At 70.8% G+C, this 18,200-nt stretch carries 13 protein-coding genes; 6 read left to right on the forward strand and 7 right to left on the reverse strand.

Annotated elements, in window-relative coordinates; all coding sequences use genetic code 11:
• Positions 1 to 133: 133 nt before the first annotated feature.
• The 5 genes from OV090_RS45605 to OV090_RS45625 all read right to left on the reverse strand — a co-directional run bounded on the left by OV090_RS45605 (position 134) and on the right by OV090_RS45625 (position 7,518).
• A complete protein-coding gene (locus tag OV090_RS45605) occupies positions 134 to 499 on the reverse strand; it encodes a hypothetical protein (protein WP_267711288.1) in 366 nt (121 codons plus the stop codon).
• Between the two features lie 319 nt (positions 500 to 818).
• Positions 819 to 1,841, reverse strand: coding sequence for a hypothetical protein (locus tag OV090_RS45610; RefSeq protein ID WP_267711289.1), 1,023 nt, complete (start codon positions 1,839 to 1,841; stop codon positions 819 to 821).
• 458 nt (positions 1,842 to 2,299) lie between these two features.
• Positions 2,300 to 3,637, reverse strand: coding sequence for a DUF1501 domain-containing protein (locus tag OV090_RS45615; RefSeq protein WP_267711290.1), 1,338 nt, complete (start codon positions 3,635 to 3,637; stop codon positions 2,300 to 2,302).
• Positions 3,638 to 3,668: 31 nt separating this feature from the next.
• The gene (locus tag OV090_RS45620; RefSeq protein ID WP_267711292.1) at positions 3,669 to 6,053 is read right to left on the reverse strand and encodes a DUF1588 domain-containing protein; all 2,385 of its coding nucleotides are present in this window, start codon (positions 6,051 to 6,053) and stop codon (positions 3,669 to 3,671) included.
• A gap of 454 nt (positions 6,054 to 6,507) precedes the next feature.
• Positions 6,508 to 7,518, reverse strand: a complete 1,011-nt coding sequence (locus OV090_RS45625; RefSeq protein WP_267711293.1) for an AraC family transcriptional regulator — start codon at positions 7,516 to 7,518, stop codon at positions 6,508 to 6,510.
• Positions 7,519 to 7,566: 48 nt separating this feature from the next.
• On the opposite strand from OV090_RS45625, the gene OV090_RS45630 reads away from it, so the two are divergent.
• From OV090_RS45630 to OV090_RS45640, 3 genes are all read left to right on the forward strand, one after another.
• Positions 7,567 to 8,454, forward strand: a complete 888-nt coding sequence (locus OV090_RS45630) for an NmrA/HSCARG family protein (RefSeq protein ID WP_267711294.1) — start codon at positions 7,567 to 7,569, stop codon at positions 8,452 to 8,454.
• A 186-nt stretch (positions 8,455 to 8,640) separates the two neighbouring features.
• Positions 8,641 to 9,999 (forward strand): hypothetical protein, encoded by a 1,359-nt coding sequence (locus OV090_RS45635; protein ID WP_267711296.1) that lies wholly within the window; start codon positions 8,641 to 8,643, stop codon positions 9,997 to 9,999.
• Between the two features lie 43 nt (positions 10,000 to 10,042).
• Positions 10,043 to 11,377: a PQQ-binding-like beta-propeller repeat protein gene (locus OV090_RS45640; RefSeq protein ID WP_267711297.1), complete on the forward strand. Its 1,335-nt coding sequence runs from the start codon at positions 10,043 to 10,045 to the stop codon at positions 11,375 to 11,377.
• 315 nt (positions 11,378 to 11,692) lie between these two features.
• Here OV090_RS45640 and OV090_RS45645 read toward each other — a convergent pair whose 3' ends face one another.
• Together OV090_RS45645 and OV090_RS45650 are read right to left on the reverse strand one after the other, a co-directional pair.
• Positions 11,693 to 11,983 carry a hypothetical protein gene (locus OV090_RS45645; RefSeq protein WP_267711298.1) on the reverse strand — a complete coding sequence of 97 codons (291 nt, stop codon included), beginning with the start codon at positions 11,981 to 11,983 and terminating at the stop codon, positions 11,693 to 11,695.
• Between the two features lie 56 nt (positions 11,984 to 12,039).
• Complete coding sequence (locus tag OV090_RS45650; RefSeq protein WP_267711300.1) at positions 12,040 to 12,822, reverse strand: DNA alkylation repair protein; 783 nt, start codon at positions 12,820 to 12,822, stop codon at positions 12,040 to 12,042.
• A 57-nt stretch (positions 12,823 to 12,879) separates the two neighbouring features.
• Here OV090_RS45650 and OV090_RS45655 point away from each other — a divergent pair, with 57 nt between their 5' ends.
• From OV090_RS45655 to OV090_RS45665, 3 genes are all read left to right on the forward strand, one after another.
• Positions 12,880 to 14,247: a hypothetical protein gene (locus OV090_RS45655; protein WP_267711301.1), complete on the forward strand. Its 1,368-nt coding sequence runs from the start codon at positions 12,880 to 12,882 to the stop codon at positions 14,245 to 14,247.
• A 343-nt stretch (positions 14,248 to 14,590) separates the two neighbouring features.
• Entirely contained in the window at positions 14,591 to 15,922 is a 1,332-nt protein-coding gene (locus OV090_RS45660) for a sigma-70 family RNA polymerase sigma factor (RefSeq protein WP_267711302.1), read from the forward strand.
• Positions 15,923 to 16,154: 232 nt separating this feature from the next.
• Positions 16,155 to 18,185 (forward strand): HAD-IC family P-type ATPase, encoded by a 2,031-nt coding sequence (locus OV090_RS45665; RefSeq protein ID WP_267711304.1) that lies wholly within the window; start codon positions 16,155 to 16,157, stop codon positions 18,183 to 18,185.
• Positions 18,186 to 18,200 lie beyond the last annotated feature (15 nt).

The following is an 18,200-nucleotide window of genomic DNA, read 5'->3' on the forward strand; positions in this document are numbered from 1 at the left end:
CTACCTGTCCTTTGGAGCAGCTAGAAGGCCGCTCGCGGCGACGGCGGCCCCGTGAGGCCCCGCCGACGCCGATGACCTGGATGCCGCCCTTGGCCCGCCGGCGGACGCGCCGCGCGAGGCCTCCAGTGCCGGATCAGCTCGGCCGAATGGGTCGTGCGAGTGAGCAGCAGACGCGCGGCAGACAGTCGCGGGCGCTTGAACGGATCCGGTCGAGCGCGCTGGACACGACCGGGGAGCGGCGAATAATCAGGGTTGTTGAACAGGAGAACGAGCCATGCGCGTCCACCGGACCGGCGGCCCGGAAGTGCTTCGCTTCGAACCGCACGCCGGGCCAGAAGGGGCTCACGCAGCGCGCCGCCTGACTGGCGATGCCGCGACGCATCCGGACGACCTCGCTCTCGAGGGCGGAGGTGACCATCATCGACGCCGATATCGAGGGCACGCCGAAGGTGCCGCGGATCTTCGCCTGAGTCGTCTTTACGCTGACCTTCGGGCTCATGCTCTCCGATCATATGTCCCGGCAGGTGCTCAATGCCGCGACTCGCCGCCCGCTTGTACTCGGTGCATGGTTGAGCCTCCTCTCCGATGGGCTCGCTGGCGAGCTCCGGCGATCGGCAATCGTGACAGCGCGCCGCCGGCGTCGCCCCTGCCGACGCCGCCCAGGGATGTCGCTGGCGCCCCGAATGACAAGCGGACTCGGGCTCGCCGGCCTGCACCTGGCGGGACCGTCGCCGCGACGCAGAGCAGCAGCGGTCGAGCGTCGGTCTTCCGGGCCGTTCGCACATCGGCGGCCGGGGGCGTTGGCCGCCGAGCTCGCGTCATCGACGTCGCCGACGGCGCGAGAATACCAGGAGCAGGACCGTCGAGACCAAGAGTGGCCCGCTCGCGCCCCGTTCTTGCGCGACGCAACCGCAGCCGGAATCGTCCTCGCAGATCGACTCTCCCCACACCGAGGACTCTTCCTTCAACGCGGCGATGCACTGGGCGTCGCTCTCCGCGAGCAGGCCGGCGATCGCCGCCTCCTTCGCCAGCGGCGGCACCTCCGAGCTGCAGGCGGCGACGAACTGATCATCGAGCTCGAGGCTGATGAGGGTGTTGAAGTCACCCGCCTGAGCGACCAGCACGGGGTGGCCGATCGGGGTCTCGCCGCCGCGATGGACGACGTCGGCCGTGACCATGTCCCCGACCTTCGCTGTCGTCGTGCCGTGGACCGCGTCGACACGGACCCCGACCTCTTCGGGGCTCGGCCCCTCGACGACGACGCCCTCGAGCACCGCCTGGGTACCCTCAGAGCCCAGCTGGTTGCAAAAGCAGTCCTCGGCCTTCGTGAGGAAGCAGTACTCCGGCTGGATCCGCCCGGCCTCCGCCGCCGTGAGCCCGAATTCGTCGAGCCACGCCTGCAGCGCCGCATCGCCCTCCAGCTCGCGGACTAGCGCGAAGTTGCGGTGCGTCGCCACTCGGGCCACCAGCGCCGCGTGCCCGGTCGACTCAATCAACCGCGCCATCGCGCAACGCGTGCCGTGCGGGTCGATGAAGATCGGGAGCGGCTCGCGCGACACGTAGTTGCGTGGGAAGCGGCCCTCGCGAGCGTAACGCGCGAGCTCCTCGATCAGGCGCTCACGCGCCGCCCGCTGCGGCGCGCCGAGGTGCGTGACATCGCGCCCGCGCAGCTCGGCCAGAACCTCGTGGAAGTGGGCCTGCAGGCGGGCATGCTCGCGCCCGAGGCGCTCTCGGAGCCGGCCGAGGCCCTCGCCACGCTGCGGGCGACGATCACGGCGACGTGGCGAGCACGAGGGAGGGCCGAATGACCTAGTGGGGGTAACAAGTGAAGCGCCGAGCATAAGTAGATCCTGCGACTTTCCCGGCATGCACGAAGACGAGGTCCGAATCGGGCTCGAACGACGCCGCAGCGCTGCCTCGGGCTGAAGTAGCCGGAGCGGTCACAAAAATTGTCCGCTCGCTGCAGTTCGTGCACGAGGGTCACGGCTCCGAGTGCCAGTACCGCGCCGGTCGCGCTGCCGCTGTCGGTCGATCGCGGTCCAGCATGACCGCAGGAACCTGCCGATGATGTTCCAGGGGCCGATCGCCGACCTCGAAGACGGTGCCGCGGCGGAGGTGCGGGTGATCGCCGATCCCGAGCGAGGACCGGAGCGACGCCGGCGCTGCCGCAGGCGACCCGGAATTGGCGAGGTCGATGCAGATGTCCTTCAAGACATGTGCCGTCAGGCGCTGCTCGCGACGACGGCGGCACCGGGGCGCCGCCGTCGCATTCATCTGCCCATTCGGACAGCTCCGCCGCTCAGCCGAACAGCGGCAGCATGTCGGTGATGATGCCGAACTTCTTGGCCGCGGGGCTCTCGGCCACCCCGGCGAGCTGGCGCAGGGCCAGGTGGACGTGGGGGGCGGTGAGGACGATGCCGTCCTCGGACTCGTCGAGCTCGAGGGTGTCGGGGTCGATGCCGATCGGCAGCTGCTCGGCCTCGGTGGTCGCGCCGATGACCCGGCCGCCGCCGCCGATCAGGCCCGGGTTGCCGCTGAGGAACATGGCCGAAGAGACAGGCCAGTGGTCCTTGCCCGAGCCCCCGTCCATGCCGTTGTAGCCCTTGCCGCGGCCGAAGTCGGAGCCGACCATGACGATCAGGTTGGAGTCGATGCCGGCCATCGCGGCCTGCGACATCACGTAGTCGATGCCCCAGTTCAGCTTGGCCAGCTGGCGCACCTGCACGGTGTCGTGATTGGCGTGGGTGTCGAAGCCGCCGATCTCGAGGTTCACGCCGACGGCCAGGCCGGCGGTGAACGCCGCCATCGCCAACTGCGTCTGCTGGGCCATGCGCTCGAGGTCGCCCATCTCGTTGGGCAGGTCGATGAGCGTGTCCGGCAGGGCCACCGACGACAGCAGGTCGAGGTTGCCGCGCGCGAGGTACAGCTGGCCGGCGGCGGCCTCGATCTTCGGCAGGTTCTGCTTGGCCTTGAACGCGGCCAGGCGCTCCTGCTGCGCCTGAGCGATGCGGTCGAACGTGTCCTGGTGGAGGTACGTCGTCGTGTTGTTCGGGTCGGCCGGGTTGACGCGGTTGGGCTCGGCCAGCTTGCGGAACGAGGCCACCGAGTTGAGGCGGGTGACCGGGATCAGGTTGCCCGTGCCCGAGTAGCCGCCGCCGGAGATGAACGCCAGCGGGTGCTCGGGCGCCCGCGTCGCGGCCACCAGCGCGGCGAAGTTGGGGTAGTTGCCGTCGCCGCGACCCGACCAGATCGTCACGACCCCGCGGTCGTGGTTGTTGGTCGCCATGTTGAGGCCGTTGATCACCACCATCTTGCTGGCGTACTTGGCGAAGAAGTCGGCGTTCTTCATCATGTACGGCAGCGACAGCGGGTCGGTCACCAGGTTGGCGGGGACCGGGATGTCGGCGTAGCGGATGTCACCGATGGCCGTCGGGTCGGCCGGGTCGTAGTCGTAGTGGCGGTTGAACGTGCCCTTGGGCTTGGGGTCGCACAGGTACACGGGGTCCCAGCCGCCGCGTGCGCTGATCATCACGTAGAACGGCCCCTTGTAGGGCGGCAGCGCGGCGCGGGCGTGGCGCGGCAGGGCGACGGCGAGTCCGGTCCCGGCGGCGATCTTGAGGAAGCTGCGGCGATCCATGGTCGTAACTCTCCGATCTCGCTGGGTTGACTCACTCGTACAGGAAGGCGAAGTCCGACAGCATGTAGGCGATGACGGCCTGCCAGGCGCGGATGGTGTAGGCGTCGTCGTTCGTCAGCTTCTGCTCGTCGGGCAGGGCAGTGCCGGTGTTCGGGTCCTTGGTCGCCCCGCACGGCCCGAGGCCCTTGCCCTCGATCGTGTCGGCGATGTTCTGCGCGCCGGCCAGCCACGTCTCGCGGTAGAGGTCGTAGGTCCGCTCGATCTCCGGGTCGTCGATCGCCAGGTCCTCGCCCAGCATGCGCAGGTGCAGGTGCTGGATGTTGGCCTTGATCTCCGCCTCCTGGAAGTCGGGCGAGTGAGTCGCCTCGACCAGCGGGAACAGCAGGCGCTCCGCGGCCGGCTTGGTGAAGTCGAACGCGGTCGCGCTGCACGACACCTCGACCGCCATGCGCTGGGCCACGCTCGCCATCAGCTGGTTGATGCTCGTCAGCCGCTGGGTGATCGCGTTGGAGTCGATGCCGCCGTAGAGCAGCTTGTACTCGCCGTTGAGCAGGTCGCCGGTGCCGCCCCAGCGCACGCCGGTGGTCGCCATCACCTTCTTCGCCAGCAGCTCCGGGGTCGACAGCCGGCCGGTGCCGACGTGCGCGAGCTCGGCCTTGTGCTCCTCGCTCGGCTCGTTGGCGACCTGCACGCCGCGGTAGTACGGGCTCAGGATCAGCTTGACGATGATCGTCTTGAGGTTGTGGTTGTCGGCCACGAACTCGGCCGCGACCGCGCGCATGAAGGTGTCCTGGGTCTCCCACGCGGCCAGCTGCTGCATGTAGTCGGGGGCGGCGGCGTTCGTCGGGTAGCGCGCCGGCTCCTCGCCGGTCAGCGCCTGGTACATCTTGTACGTCGCCGACAGGGCGAAGCGCGGGTCGTTCGCCACCTTCTGCGCCAGCCACTGCACGCCGGTGGCGGACTGGTCGGTCGGCATCAGCTCGAACTGGTAGCCGGGCGCGAACATCTCGGGGAACCAGGTCGGCTTCTCGAGCAGGAACTCCTGGTTGTTCTTGTCGAACATCTGGAACGCCCCGGCGATCGGGTCGATCGTGATGTGACACTGGGCGCAGGTCGCGTCGTCGCGCGTCGGGTTGGCGAACGCGGCCCCGGCGTCGGGGTCGATCGCCTGGCTGGCCAGCGCCAGCACGTCGGTCGCCAGGAACTGGTCGTAGACCTTGCGCGCGCGGTGGCGGTTGCGGTTCGTCGGCGTGGTCGGGAAGCGGTTGAGCCACATCGGCGAGGTCAGGACGCCGGCGTGCGGGTAGGTCATCTCCTTGCCGTTGCGGGTGACCTTGAGGACGCCGGGCCTGAGCTCCGTCGGATCGTTCGGGTCCTCGAAGCGGGCCGCGACGCCGTAGATGAAGGCCGAGTCGGGCGTGAAGACGGTGTAGTCGGCCGTGAGGATCTCGGTGAAGGGCCGGTCGTTGCGGACGATGTAGTTGATCAGGTCGAGCGGCTCGCGCGCGACGGCGCGGTGGATCCGCTGCTTCTGATCGTCCGGCATCGGGTTCATCTTGTCGAAGTACTTGGCGACGTTCGGCCAGTCGGGCGTGCCCGCGTTGATGTTGTTCAGCGAGCCGCCGCCGTAGTACATGTCCGTCAGGAACGTGTCGTTGAAGACGTCGGTGAGGCGGGCGTAGAACGCCTCCTCCGTCATCATGTCCTCGAGGACAGCCGCGAGGCCGGGCTCGCCGTCGGCCTCGACCGCGGCGATCTCGTCCTCCAGCGGCAGGCGGCCGACCAGGTGCAGCGAGGCCTTGCGCAGCGTCTCCACCGGGTCCAGCAGGATTACGTCCGGGAAGCTCTCGCCGGCGGTCGGCGGCGGACACTCGATCGGGTCCTCGAGCTGCTCGAGCAGCGCCTCGATGTTCTCATAGAGCTCGCTCTCGGCCGGCAGCACCGCGCCGCCGCCGTGCTCGACGACGCCGCTCGGCTTGGCGAGGATCAGCGGGGTGTCCTCGAACTCGTAGCCGGCCAGGCCCTGGATGTTGGCCAGGTTGGCCTCGATGAAGCCGGGGTACACGGGCGTGAGCAGGCGGAACTTGGCGCCCTTCGCCGCCGCCGAGCCGGTCGGCTCGTGACACTGCACGCACAGCGTGCCCATGCCCTTCGCCCACACCTTGTCGGCGAAGAAGTCGCGCGTCGAATAACAGTCGCCGTTCGGCTCGCCGGTGGTGCCGGTGCCGGCGGTGCTCGTCGGCGCGTCCGTGGTCGGCGTCTCGCCGTCCGTGGTGGTCGACGTGCCCTCGGACCCGGTCGTCGCGGGGCCCTCGGTGTCGACCTGGGCGTCCGGGGCATAACACCCGAACGCGAAGAGAGCTGCCCCAAGGGGCAGGTAGACGATTCGCCGGCTCAGCCGCGTGTTCTCGACCATCGCGTTCGCGCCTCCACCCGTGCGTCGCAAGGTACGCCGCCGAGCTCGCCGCAGACAAGCCGCGTGACCCCGACCGGACCTCGGGAGCGGGGACGGCCGCGGATGCAGGTATGCATGCGATCGCGCGCTCGCGCCTCGGGGCCGCGCCGCCCTGGCGGGTCAGGGCGGTCGATCCGCGGTCGTCCGCGGGCTCGGAACAACCCGCGAGGTTCGGCGACCCCGAGGAATCGCTGCGCGAGCAGATCGCACCGATCTCCGTGACGCCCGCGTCACGCCCCGCCCGCGCGATCGTCGTCGCGTCACACCCCTGCCATTGACCGTCGACAATCACGACACGGACGAATGCGCGGATTCGTGGGCCGAAAACCGCCGATCCGCCGACGTCGACGCAGGCCGGCGGGCCGCCGCCGCGACAGCCGCAGCCGACTTCGCCGATCGGACGGCCGCGACACGATCAGGCCTCCCGCATAGCGGGGCGAGATCGACGGGGCGCGGGCTCGCCGGCTGCGACTGCGCGTCGGAACGCCGCGGGCGTGACGCCGTGGACCCGCTGGAACGCCCGGTTCAGGGCGCCGACCGACTCGTAACCGACCAGCGCCGCCGCGTCGGCCACGCTGGCGGTCCCGCCGCGCAGCTCGCAGCCCACCTTGTACATGCGCCAGCGGGTCAAGTACTCGAGCGGGGGCGCCCCGACGAGCTCCTTGAAGCGGAGGGCGAAGGCGGAGCGCGACATGCCGGCCACGCCGGCCAGCGCCTCGACCGACCACGGGTGGGCGACGTCGCGGTGCATGGCGCGGAGCGCCGCACCGATCTGCGGGTTCTTGATCGCAGACAGCCAGCCCACCGCGTCGGCCGCCCCCGAGGCATGATAGGCGCGGATCGTCTGGACCAGCAGGATGTCGGCGAGGCGGCTGACGACGATCGGCGAGCCGATCGCGGCCGTGCTGGTCTCGGCGGCCAGCAGGTCGAGCGTCCCCTGCAGCGCGGCCGCCTGCGCGCCGTCGGTCTGCACGCACAGGAGGCGCGGCAGCAGCTCGATCAGCGGCGCGCTGCTCCACGCGTCGAAGGTGAACCACCCGCAGATCACCACGGTCTGCGCCCCGCCGCCGCCGTGGTGGACGATGCCCGCCTCGATCGACTGCGCGAGCTCCCGGCACAGCACCGTGCTGCTGCGCAGGTTGTCGCGCAGCACGAACTCCGAGCCGTCGGAGACGACGAAGCAATCGCCCGCGCGCAGCGCGATCGGCCCCGGCTCGCCCTTGACCGTCAGCCAGCAGCCACCGCGCGCGACCATCGCGAACTTGGCGTGCGGCACCGCAACGAACCGCACGCCCCACGGCGCGGTCGCCTCGAGGCGGAAGTAGAGCGCGCTGCGGACGTGCATCGCCGCGAGCACGTCCGTCAGCGGGTCCGCGGCGACGCCCAGTTCTGGACGATCGGATCGAAATCTCGGCGATTTGGCCATTTTTCGTCCTGCGATGGAGATCTATGACATCGCCGCGAGGAGGTGTCGATGTCCCGGAGGAATGATTTCATCGTCGTGATCGGCGCGACCGGCCAGCAAGGCGGCGCGACTGCGAAGCATCTGATCGAGGACGGCTGGCGCGTGCGCGCGCTGGTCCGCGACCCGCACGGGCCGAAGGCGCGGGCCCTGGCCGAGGCGGGGCTGGAGCTCGTGCACGGTGACCTGAACGACCGCGCGTCGCTCGACGCGGCGCTGCGCGGGGCCCACGGGGTGTTCAGCGTCCAGCCGAGCGCGGGCCAGGCGCAGTACGGAGTGACGCCGGAGGACGAGGTCCGCCAGGGCAAGAGCGTGGCGGACGCGGCGAAGGCGGCCGGCGTGGCGCACCTGGTGTACACGTCGGTCGACGGCGCGGACGATGCGGGCGACGTCCCGCACCTGGCGAGCAAGTGGGAGATCGAGGCGCACATCCGGGCGATCGGTCAACGATCTACGATCCTGCGGCCGGCGTCGTTCATGGAGAACTTCGTGACGGAGGGGCTCGGCTTCTCGCGCGGCAAGGTCGCGTACTTCGGCCGGCCGAACGACCCGGTCCCGCTGATCGCGGCCGACGACATCGGCAAGTTCGCGGCGATCGCCTTCGCCGATCCGCAGACGCACGCGGGCACGGTGCTGCCTCTGGTCGGGGACGTGCGCACCGGCGAGGAATTGGCCGCGGCGCTCGGCCGGGCCGCGGGCCGGACGATCGCGTACGAGCGATGCCCGCCCGAGGTCGTCCAGCACAACCCCGCCCTGAGGCGGGTGATGGCATTCATCGAGCGCTACCGGACCCGCGCCGACATCCCCGCGCTCCGCCGCCTGCACCCGGGCCTGCTCGACTTCGCGGGCTGGCTGGCGACCCGCGGCGAGCCGAAGCTCGCGTCGCTGTCGCGCGCGTGAGGCCTGCGGGCGCAGCCCCGCGCGCGGGGGCTCGCGTCCTCGGCGTGGCCGGGGTCGTCGAATGGATATATGTCTAAAAAGACATGTCCTATGATTCCATGGCGAGCGGCGATCGCGGGGTTCGGCGCTGCTTCGAGCGGCGTACGAGGTTGCACAGCGCCGGCCATCTTGGCTACCGTCGGCCGCATGCACCCTGCCCTCGCTTCCTGTCGCTCCTTGCAGCTCGCCTTCGGTCTCACCGTGGCCGCGGCGCTCTCCGCCTGTCCGGACGGAGGTTCCGGCGGGACCACGGAGTCGACCGGGGGCCCGACGGGAGGCGACCCGACCGGCAGCAGCGAGGCCACGGGCGGCACGAGCTCGGGCGGGCCGACCGCGCCGACGACGGGCGACGGGACCACCAACGGCGAGACGACCAGCGTCGAGCCGACCACCGCAGATCCGTCCGCCACCACCGCGAGCACGACGGGCCCGGACGAGACCACCGGCCCCGACGAGACCACCGGCGATCCGCCCGTCGATCCGGGCTGGAGCGAGCGCGACCACGCCCGCGTGTTCCTGTCGGGGCACAGCCTCACCGACAACCCGCTGGCCGACTTCATGCTCGAGATCGCGGCCGGCCTCGGCGACGATTTTAATTATAATCAGCAGATCGGCATCGGCTCGCCGATCCGCGTGCGCACGCTCGGCAACAGCTGGGACAACCTCGACTGGCCCGGCTACCGGACCGGCAAGAACCGCGACGGCAGCGACATGGACGTCATCGCCGAGCTCAAGGCGCCGCAGACCCTCGGCCCCGGCGAGCTTTACGACACTCTGGTGATTACCGAGCGGCACGACATCCTCGGCACGATCCAGTGGGAGGACACGACCGGCCTCTTGCGCCACTACCACGACCGCCTGATCGACGGCAACCCGGCGGGCCAGACGCTCCTCTATCACAGCTGGCTGAGCATGAACAAAGCGGACCCGGAGCCGTGGATCGCCCACGAGAAGAACGCGCTGTTCGCCTGGGAGTGCGTGGCGGCCAAGGTCAATCACACGCTCGAGGCGGAGGGCCGACCCGACCGCGTGACGACGCTGCCAGTCGGGGCGGCGCTGGTCCACCTGGTCGAGGCGGCGCTCGCCGGCGAGGTCGCTGGCATCGAGGGTGCGGTGAACGAGAAGCTGGACCAGCTGTTCAGCGACGACGTCCACCTGACGCCGCTCGGGGCCTACTACGCGGCGCTGGTCACCCACGCCGCGGTGTTCCGCAGCTCGCCGATCGGCGCCCCGGTGCCGCAGGGCGTGCCCGCGGAGCCGGCCGCCGACCTGCAGGCGCTCGCGTGGGAGTTCGTGCGCGCTTATTACACGAACCCCGAGAGCGGCCAGCACACGATGGAGGAGTGCCGGGCGTTCATCGCCGATCAGGTGTGCGGGTCGTTCTGGACGCTGCTGAACGAGCCCGGCAACATCAATGGCTGCAGCGGTCATTTTTCCGACGCGGACGCCGAGGGCAACCCGTTCCGCTGGCCTGACCCGCAGCTGATGACCTGGCCGGCGCCCTGAGGCCCGCGCATCCGGATCGCCGTCGTGATAGCTTCGCGGCTCGATGCCGAAGCACTCGTCGGGCCTTCACTCCCTCGCCAGGCTGACCGCCGCGCTGCACACGCCCCGCGTCGTCGATGCGGGCGCGGTCTACTGGTCGAGCGATGATTTCCGGTTCGCGGCGGCGTCGCTCGCGGGCGAGCCGCTGTGGGACGTCGAGGTCGAGGACGGGAGCCGGTTCGTCGGCATTTTCGACGGGCACCCGGTGGTCCTGACGCGCAGGCTCGACCCGCCGTTCGCGGTCGCGCTGGTGTTCCTCGACCCTGCCAGCGGCCGCGAGGTCCGCCGCGTGGCCGCCCCGGCGGAGGCGGCGGAGGCGGCGTATTGCGACGGGGTGTTCGCGTTCCTGACGGCGTCGAAGCGGCTCGGCGCGACCAACCGGCTGGTGCTGGCCGACGCGGCGACGGGGAAGTTTAAAAAAATCGTCGAGGGCGGTCTCGCCACCGGGCTGACGGCGATCGCCGGCGGCTTTTTGTGCACGCTCGATTTCGTGGTGCGAGCCTATGACCTGAAGGGCAGGTCCCTGTGGACGACCGACAATGTGGTGTCGGTGTTCGGGGAGACGGTGCTGGCGACCAACCTCGGCGGCAAGCTGGCGCGGCTGCGACCGGCCGACGGGAAACCGCTGTGGAGCTTCACGTTCAAGGGGGCGGAGGCGCAGAGCCTGGTGCAGGTGCACGCGGGGGCGGACGTGGTCGCGGTGCTCGAGCCGCGGCTCGGCGAGCTGGCGCTGCTCGACCTCGCGACCGGCAAGCTGCGCTGGCGGACGAAGCGCGTGGCCGCGACGTCGTTCGCGCCGCCGCTCGTCACCCCCGACGCGGTGGTGACGCTGTCGGCGAGGAAGGCCGGCGGGACCTGGCAGGCGCTGGCCGCCTTCTCGCTGGCCGACGGCTCGCTCCGCGCAGAGCTGGCGAATCGCCACGGGTTCAATATGACCGACGCGCGGGTCGCCGGGGAGGTGTGCGTGCTCGGGCAGGAGGACGGGACGGCGCTGCACGTGGTGCGCGTGCCAGCGTCAAACGCCGCGAGCACCGGGAGCGCACCCGAGCGTGTCGCGACGCAGACGGTGGCGACCACGGCGAAGAAGCGTCCGACGAGCGCTGCTTCGGCGAAGAAGACCGTGACGAAGAACCAGGCCACCGCTTCAGCGAAGAAGACCGCAGCGAAGAAGTCTACGGCCACCGCTGCTTCGGCGAAGAAGACCGCAGCGAGAAAGACTCCGGCCACCGCATCGGCGAAGAAGACCGCAGCACGGAAGACGCCGGCGAGCGCCGCTTCGACGAAGAAAAAGCCCGCGACGAAGAAGAGCCCGCGAGCGGGGCGCATCAAGCGACCCTGAGTCGTTCGCCCCGGCCGGCCTTGCTGGCCGGCAGCGCCAGCGCGAGTGGCGAGAGCTGCGCGACGTCAGGCGAGCGGGCGCGGCAGGGCCCTCGCTGCCATGGGCATGAATGCGCGGCTCCGGCCCGGTGCGCTGCCCGATTGACCCGTCGTCCGGCCAGGCCTGCGTCGCTCCGGACGGCCCTGTTCATATCGCAAGAGTACGGCGATCGCTCGGGGGAATGGTATGTCCTGCGCCTGCCTGGACCCATTCGCTGCCGAGCGGCCGCACGCATTCTCGGCAGGCTGTACTGAATCCTTCCATCGTCACTCGCGGTCAGCGCTCGAAGTCCTCGTCGCTGCCCGGCGGTCCGTCGATCCGCGTCTCTGCCCGCGCGCGGCAGACGTCGCAGATCGTCTCTTCCCAGCCGTCGATGCAGTGGTGATACCCCGCGCCGCCGCAGACACCACAAAGGGTCGCGCTCTGCGCCGCGATCTCGACGATGAATTTTTCGAAATCTTCGTCGTAGTCGGAGAGGTCGAAGCGCAGCTCGGCCCATTTTTGATAGACCTGCTTGACCTGCAGTCCGGGCGGGAGGCGGTCGAAGACCTGGTCGACCAGGCTCACCCAGCCGGGATAGCCGCACCGCGAGATCCAGCTGCGAGCTGCTTCTCTGTCCATGATCACTCCGCCGCGCCAGCTCTTCGCGTCTTCGCCGTCGCCTTCTTTGCGGTCGCCTTCTTCGCCGGCGCCGGCTTCGCGACGGCCTTTCCGCCGTGCTTCGCCTCCATCTTCGCGCGGTGCTCGCGGGCCTTGGCGATGTACGACACCGCGTCGGGGGTCTTGCAGTCGGTGTCGCCGTGATCGACCTCGACCGGGCCGATCCTGCGGGCCGCGGCGGTGGCGAGGCGGGCCAGCGCGTCGCTGCGGGCGCCGATGGCGATCAAGGCCCGGTTCATCGCCTCGCGGGTGCGGTTGGGGGCCTCGTGGATCTCGCGCTCGATGCGGGGCAGCAAATCTGAAAAGAAGCTGTCTTCGAGGTCAGGTGACTCTTGGGTCAGGTGCGTCACCAGCACCCAGCCGGCGCGCCGCTGCGACTCGCCCGTAGCGTCGAGCCAGGCCGCGACCGCCGACGGCGCCGCCGGCAGACGCGCGCCGACGTGACCGATCAGGGCGTCGGTCTGCCCGTGGCACGTCGCCTCGGCCTGCCAGCGGGCGAGGGTCTCGAGGTCGAAGGCGGCGGGGTCGGCGATCATCGCGGCCAGCACGCGGGCGTCGTGGTTTTTGCTCTGCCACAGCGCCCGCGCCAGCGCCTGGTCGCGGCCGAGGCGCTTGCGCAGTTTTTCGAGGTCGCCGAACTTGACCCCGAACATCGGCTCGGTCACGCCGTGGCGGCGGTAGGTCTTGCAGGTCTGCTCGCTGCCGAGGGCCTCGAGCTCGCGGAGGACGTCTTGAGCTGCGGTCACGCGCGACTCATGGTCGCAATTGCGCCCGGCGGGCGTCAAGTCGGTATACTCGCGGCGATGTCGACGCCCGCTCCCTCGGCCCACGCGGCCCGCACCGGCGCCTGGGCGCTGCTCGTCGTCCTGGCCACCGACCTCGTGTACGAGGTGGCGCGGCGGCTCATGCCGCTGCTGGGGCTCCATCTCGACCGGTCCGCGGGCGACTTCGACTGGTTCCTCTGGCTGCAATGGTTCGACCGGGCCGACCTGCCGCTGCGCGCGCTGCTGACGGGGATCGCCGTGGTCGGCCTGCTGCGCCTGCGCCGGGGCACCGCCGATGCTGGCGCGAGGGCCATGTTCCTCGGGTCAGCTGTGTCGATGGTGCTGGGGGCCGCGGTGCTGCTCTGGTACCAGCGGCTCGTGGCGAACGACCTGCAGGCAGGCGCCGCGCTGGCGAGCACCTTCCTGCCGCTGGCGCTCGCGGCGGAGCGGCTGGCCGCGGGCCTGCTGCTGGCGGCGCTGTGGCGGGCGCGGCGGGCCTGGGGGCTCGGGGTCGGGATGGCGTGGTGTTTCGCGGCGCTGCTGTACGGGCTGCGCCTGGCGCTGATCGTCGGGGCCAACGTGCTGGGGCCGGAGCAGGTCGACTCCGACGACTTCGTGCGCCGCGGCTTGATGCTCCTCGCGTTCTACGTCACCGACATCGGCGCGTTGATGGCGACGCTGCTGGCATTCGCCCGCGTCGCCCCGGGCGAGCCTGCCGCCGATCGTCTGACCGCCGCCGCGGCGGGCCTCGACCTCTACTTCCGCGCGCTGGTCACCCGCGTCACGGTGTTGGTGGTCGGCGTCGTCGTCACTCTGGCGTTCGGCCTGACCTCGCCGGCGACCCGCGGCAAGCTGTTGTTCGCGGTGCTGGTCGTGCCGCTGCCGACGCTTATCGCCCAGGTCGCGGGGCTGACTCGCTACGCCGACGCGCCGGTGGCCGGGCGCGGCGCGCTGGGGCTCGCGCTGGTGACGATGGGCCTCGGCGCGGCGATCGAGGTCTTGACGCTGGTGCTGTACGCGTGGATGGTGTGGCCCGAGGACTCGTCGGCCTCGCGCGCGGAGACGCTGGCGTACGCGGACATGCTGAAGTACGCCGGGGCCGGCGGTCAGGTCGTCGCGCTGGTCGGCGCGCTGGCGCTGCTGCTCTCGCTGCGCCGCGCGGCGATCGGCCTCGAGGCCCCGGCGCTGCAGCAGCGGGCCACGGCGCTGCTCACCGCGCTGGTCGGCGTGGCCGCCGGGGCCTTCGTCCTGCTGCGATTGTTCGCGCAGACCCTCGTGCGCACGCCGGCGGCGCTGCTCGGCCTCGGCCTCGTGGCGCTCGTCGTCGGCGTGACGGTGTTCGTGTCGTGGTTGCGGCTCGTCGAGGGCGTCGCGCAGGAGCTGCGCGCGCGGGCCAAGAAAGCGTGAAAGTCTTTCGCGACTGGTGCGATAGGACCCGAGGCGAGCGCCGATGCCGACGCGCAACGCGTAAAGACAGCGCGCGCGATGTCGCTGCGTCGCCGTGGTCGCGATCACCGTGGAATGTGCATCACGGGCACGCAGCCGGCGTTCTGCGAGCATAACGCCGATATTGATAGGTTCTTGAGGTCAGGTCTCGAAGTCCTGATACCCACTTGATCATCGCTGCCCTTAGGCTTGAAGGCGTCGAGTTCGCCGTCGGCCGATTATTTTCGGCCGGCACTTCGGGTCCCAACCGCGACACCGCAAATGTGGCCCGGACCACCCTCTCTTTCAAGGAAATGCTGCGCCCATGAATCGACACGCTTCGACCGTCGCATTTGCCCGACCCACCGCCACTCGCCGGCGTCGCAGCGCGGCTGCCGCCGAGGAGCCGACGCGCCCGGCCGAGCTCGAAGAGACCGTCTTGCCGACGATCCCCGTCGACGTGAGCGACGCTCAGGGTCTGCTCGCCGCTTATTTCCGCGGGCTATCGGCAGTCGAGGTGATGAACAAGGACGAGGAGCTGGCCGCCGCGGTGCGCATCGCCAGCCTGCGCGCCACCTTTTGGCGCTCCATCCTGAATTATCCGCCCTTCATCGACGGTATCTGTGACCTCGCCCGCGAGGTGCTGCCCGCGGAGGTATCTCCGGTCGAGGCGCTCGATACGATGAAGCGCACCTCCCGGGCGCTGCGCGACCGCGACCTGCTCAGCCATCAAAAGGCGTTCGAGGCGGCTCGTGAGGCGCTGTCGGAGAAGATGGGCCTCGCCGACGTCGACAGCCTGGTGTCCGACCGTATCCTCGCCGACCTCGCCAACGTCGAGCAGGGCAACAACGACGGCCTGAGCATGCGCGTCAAGCTGCCGCGCAAGGGCAGCGTGCCCTTCCTGCAATACCTCAACACCGTGCGCGCCAACCACGTGGCGCTGGTCGCCGCCAAGAACGCGTTCGTCAAGGCCAACCTGCGCCTGGTGGTGACGATCGCCCGCCGCTTCAACCACGGCTCGATGCCGCTGCAGGACCTCATCCAGGAGGGCAACATCGGCCTGATGAAGGCGGTCGATCGCTTCGATCACCGCAAGGGCTTCCGCTTCTCGACCTACGGGTCGTGGTGGATCCGCCACGCCATCAGCCGCTCGATCACCGACAAGGCTCGCAGCGTGCGCCTGCCGGTCCACATGACCGACGCGTACAACAAGGTGAAGCGGGCCCGCCGCGAGTTCGAGGCGCTGCACGGCCGCCGCCCGACCGACGAGGAGATCGCGACGCTCACCGGCGTCAGCGTCGAGCGGATCCGCCGCATGCGCTGGGCCCTGGTGGAAGCGCCGATCAGCCTCGACCAACCGCTGTCCGACGAGTCGGGCCTGACGATCCTCGATACCATCGAAGACGACAATCAGGTGCTGCCGTCGGAGCAGATCGACAGCGCCCTGCTGATGGAAGGCCTGCAGGAGGCGTTCGCGACCCTGGCGCCGATCGAGGCCGACATCCTGCGCAAGCGCGTCGGCATGGACGACGAGCCGGAGATGACGCTGAAGGAGATCGGCGAGCGCTACTCGCTGTCGCGCGAGCGGATCCGTCAGCTGCAGGAGCAAGCGCTGAGCAAGTTGCGCAGCGAGTTCGAAAAGCGTGCCCTGCTCTGAATCGCCGGCCGCGGGTGAGCGAGCCGCGCAGGCCTTCGGCCGCGACTCGGAACATTGATACTCTCGCGTCTGGGCCGACACGCCGCCGCATGTGCGGGGCTATCGCCGGCCCGGGCCGGGTGTGGACCCCCCTGGCCCGCTCCCCCGAGTCTGCGGCAAGATCGGACGACTTCGCGTATTCCTGAACTACGCCGTCGCTCGCGTCCGGCGATGGCGTCGTGTCCGAGGACCCGTGACCACCCGCAACCAATCTCCCGCGCGCCGCCTCTTCGTCCGCCAGGCGATCCTCGACGCATTGCGCGAGCTCGACCCGCGCCTGACCGTGCGCCGGCCGCTGTTGCTCGGGGTGGCGCTCGCGGCCGCGCTGGCGACGGTGCTGGCGATCCTCCGCCCCGATGGCTTCACCATCGCGACGTCGGTGTGGATCTGGCTGATGCTGCTGGTGCTCGCGGTCGCGGGCGTCCTCGTACGAATGGGGGCCAGCACCCTCACGATTCGTCTACAACACGAGGGCGACCTGATGGCGCGGCGCCTGCGAGAGCTGCGGCGCGACGCGCAAGCCGAGGTGATTCCGGCGTCGCGCCTGCGCCGCGGCGATCTGGTGCTCGTGCCCGCGGGCGACAACATCCCCGCCGACGGTGTGGTGGTGGCCGGCAGCGCGGTGATTCGCAGCACCCTGAGCGGGCGCTCGGTGCCGCTGGTGCGCGAGAGCGGGGCCGACCGCCGCGCGCTGGTGGCCGGCTCGGCGGTCCTCACCGGCTGGCTGATCGTCGACGTGTGGAGCAACCCCGGCGAGGACTTCCGCCAGCGGCTGCTGGCGCTGGCCGAGCGGGCCCGCCTGGTCGCGCGCCAGGAGCCGCAGGGCCTGGGCGTGCTGCTGCTGGCGCTGACCGCGATCGGCCTGGCCGCCGGGGCGGCGCTGCAGCCGTGGGCGACTCTGGTGCTGGCCGGCGATCCGGCGCCGCTGGTCAACCTGCTGGCGCTGCTGGCCTGCGCGGTGCCGGCGAGCTTCGCCGGGCTGCAGGCGGCGCTCGACGTGGCGACCTTCCGCCGCCTGCTGAAGCACAACGTGGTGACCGGCGCGGCCTCGGTGGTGCGCGCGCTCGGCCAGGTCGACGTGCTGCTGCTCGAGCGCGCGAGCGTGGCGGTCCGCGGCAACTGCGAGGCCGACGAGCTGATCCCGATGCCCGGGGTCGCGGTCGAGGAGCTGGCGGGCGCGGCGTTCCTCGCCAGCCTGGCCGACGAGACACCCGAGGGCCGCAGCATCGTCGCGCTGGCCGAGCGTCGCTACGGCCTGGTGCCGTCGGGGCTGCAGCAGGCGCGCTTTCTGCCCGGCACGGGGCCGGGGCGGCTGACCGGCGTCGACCTGCCGGGCCGGCACCTGCGCAAGGGCGACGCCGACGCGATCCGTCAATTCGTGCGCGAGCACAGCAGCGTCGAGCCGCCGGACGAGTTCCGCGCCGCGGTGCAGGCGGTCGCCGGCGAGGGCGGGGTGGCGATCGGCGTGGCCGACGGCCCGCGCATGCTCGGGGTGGTGCGACTGCGCTGCCGCGTGCGCGAGGCGCTGGCGCGGCTGCGCCGCTGCGGGGTGTTCACCGTGGTGTCGACGGCCGACACGCCGGCGGCGGCGGCGTCGCTGGCGGCCGAGGCGGGCGTCGACGACTTTTTGGCCGAGGCCACGCCGGAGGGCAAGCTGGCGCTGATCCGCCGCCATCAGGCCGCGGGCCGGCGGGTGGCGATGGTCGGCGACGGCAACCACGACGGCCCGGCGATGGCCCAGGCCGACGTGGCGGTGGCGATCAACGCCGGGCCGCTGGCGGCGCGCGAGGCCGGCGGCCTCGTCGACCTCGACGGCGATCCGACCAAGCTGGTCGAGGCCGTCGAGCTCGGCCGCCGCCAGCGCGACGTCGGCCGCATGGTGGCCGCCTGGTGCCTCGCCAGCGACCTCGCGCTGGCGCTGGTGCTGGTGCCGCTCGTCATCTCCGAGGCGCTGGTCCGCGGCGCCGAGCGCATGTCCTTCGCGACATGTTCCGAAGGACTGTCGCTGCTCGACCCGCTGGCGCTGCACTCGCCGCGCAGCGCGGTGCTCGCCGGCCTCGTCGTCCACACCCTCACCCTCGCCTGCGTGGCGCCCCTGGCGCTGCGCTGGCGGGGCCCCGCGCGCAGCCGCCTGGGCGCCGCCCTCGTCGGCGTCGTCGTCACCCTCGCGGCCGTCAAGCTGCTCGATCTGTTGCTGTTCGCCGTGTTCGCGCCAGACCTATGAGCCTGATTTACCCCA

The sequence above is a fragment of the Nannocystis sp. RBIL2 genome (assembly GCF_026626745.1).
Lineage (GTDB): Bacteria > Myxococcota_A > Polyangia > Nannocystales > Nannocystaceae > Nannocystis.

Bases quoted from the DNA above. Each gene is read 5' to 3' on its own strand.
- OV090_RS45625 (WP_267711293.1), bottom strand. From the start codon at position 7,518: ATGGCCAAATCGCCGAGATTTCGATCCGATCGTCCAGAACTGGGCGTC.
- OV090_RS45660 (WP_267711302.1), top strand. From the start codon at position 14,591: ATGAATCGACACGCTTCGACCGTCGCATTTGCCCGACCCACCGCCACT.
- OV090_RS45655 (WP_267711301.1), top strand. From the start codon at position 12,880: ATGTCGACGCCCGCTCCCTCGGCCCACGCGGCCCGCACCGGCGCCTGG.
- OV090_RS45620 (WP_267711292.1), bottom strand. From the start codon at position 6,053: ATGGTCGAGAACACGCGGCTGAGCCGGCGAATCGTCTACCTGCCCCTT.
- OV090_RS45635 (WP_267711296.1), top strand. From the start codon at position 8,641: ATGCACCCTGCCCTCGCTTCCTGTCGCTCCTTGCAGCTCGCCTTCGGT.
- OV090_RS45610 (WP_267711289.1), bottom strand. From the start codon at position 1,841: ATGCTCGGCGCTTCACTTGTTACCCCCACTAGGTCATTCGGCCCTCCC.
- OV090_RS45605 (WP_267711288.1), bottom strand. From the start codon at position 499: ATGAGCCCGAAGGTCAGCGTAAAGACGACTCAGGCGAAGATCCGCGGC.
- OV090_RS45640 (WP_267711297.1), top strand. From the start codon at position 10,043: ATGCCGAAGCACTCGTCGGGCCTTCACTCCCTCGCCAGGCTGACCGCC.
- OV090_RS45615 (WP_267711290.1), bottom strand. From the start codon at position 3,637: ATGGATCGCCGCAGCTTCCTCAAGATCGCCGCCGGGACCGGACTCGCC.
- OV090_RS45630 (WP_267711294.1), top strand. From the start codon at position 7,567: ATGTCCCGGAGGAATGATTTCATCGTCGTGATCGGCGCGACCGGCCAG.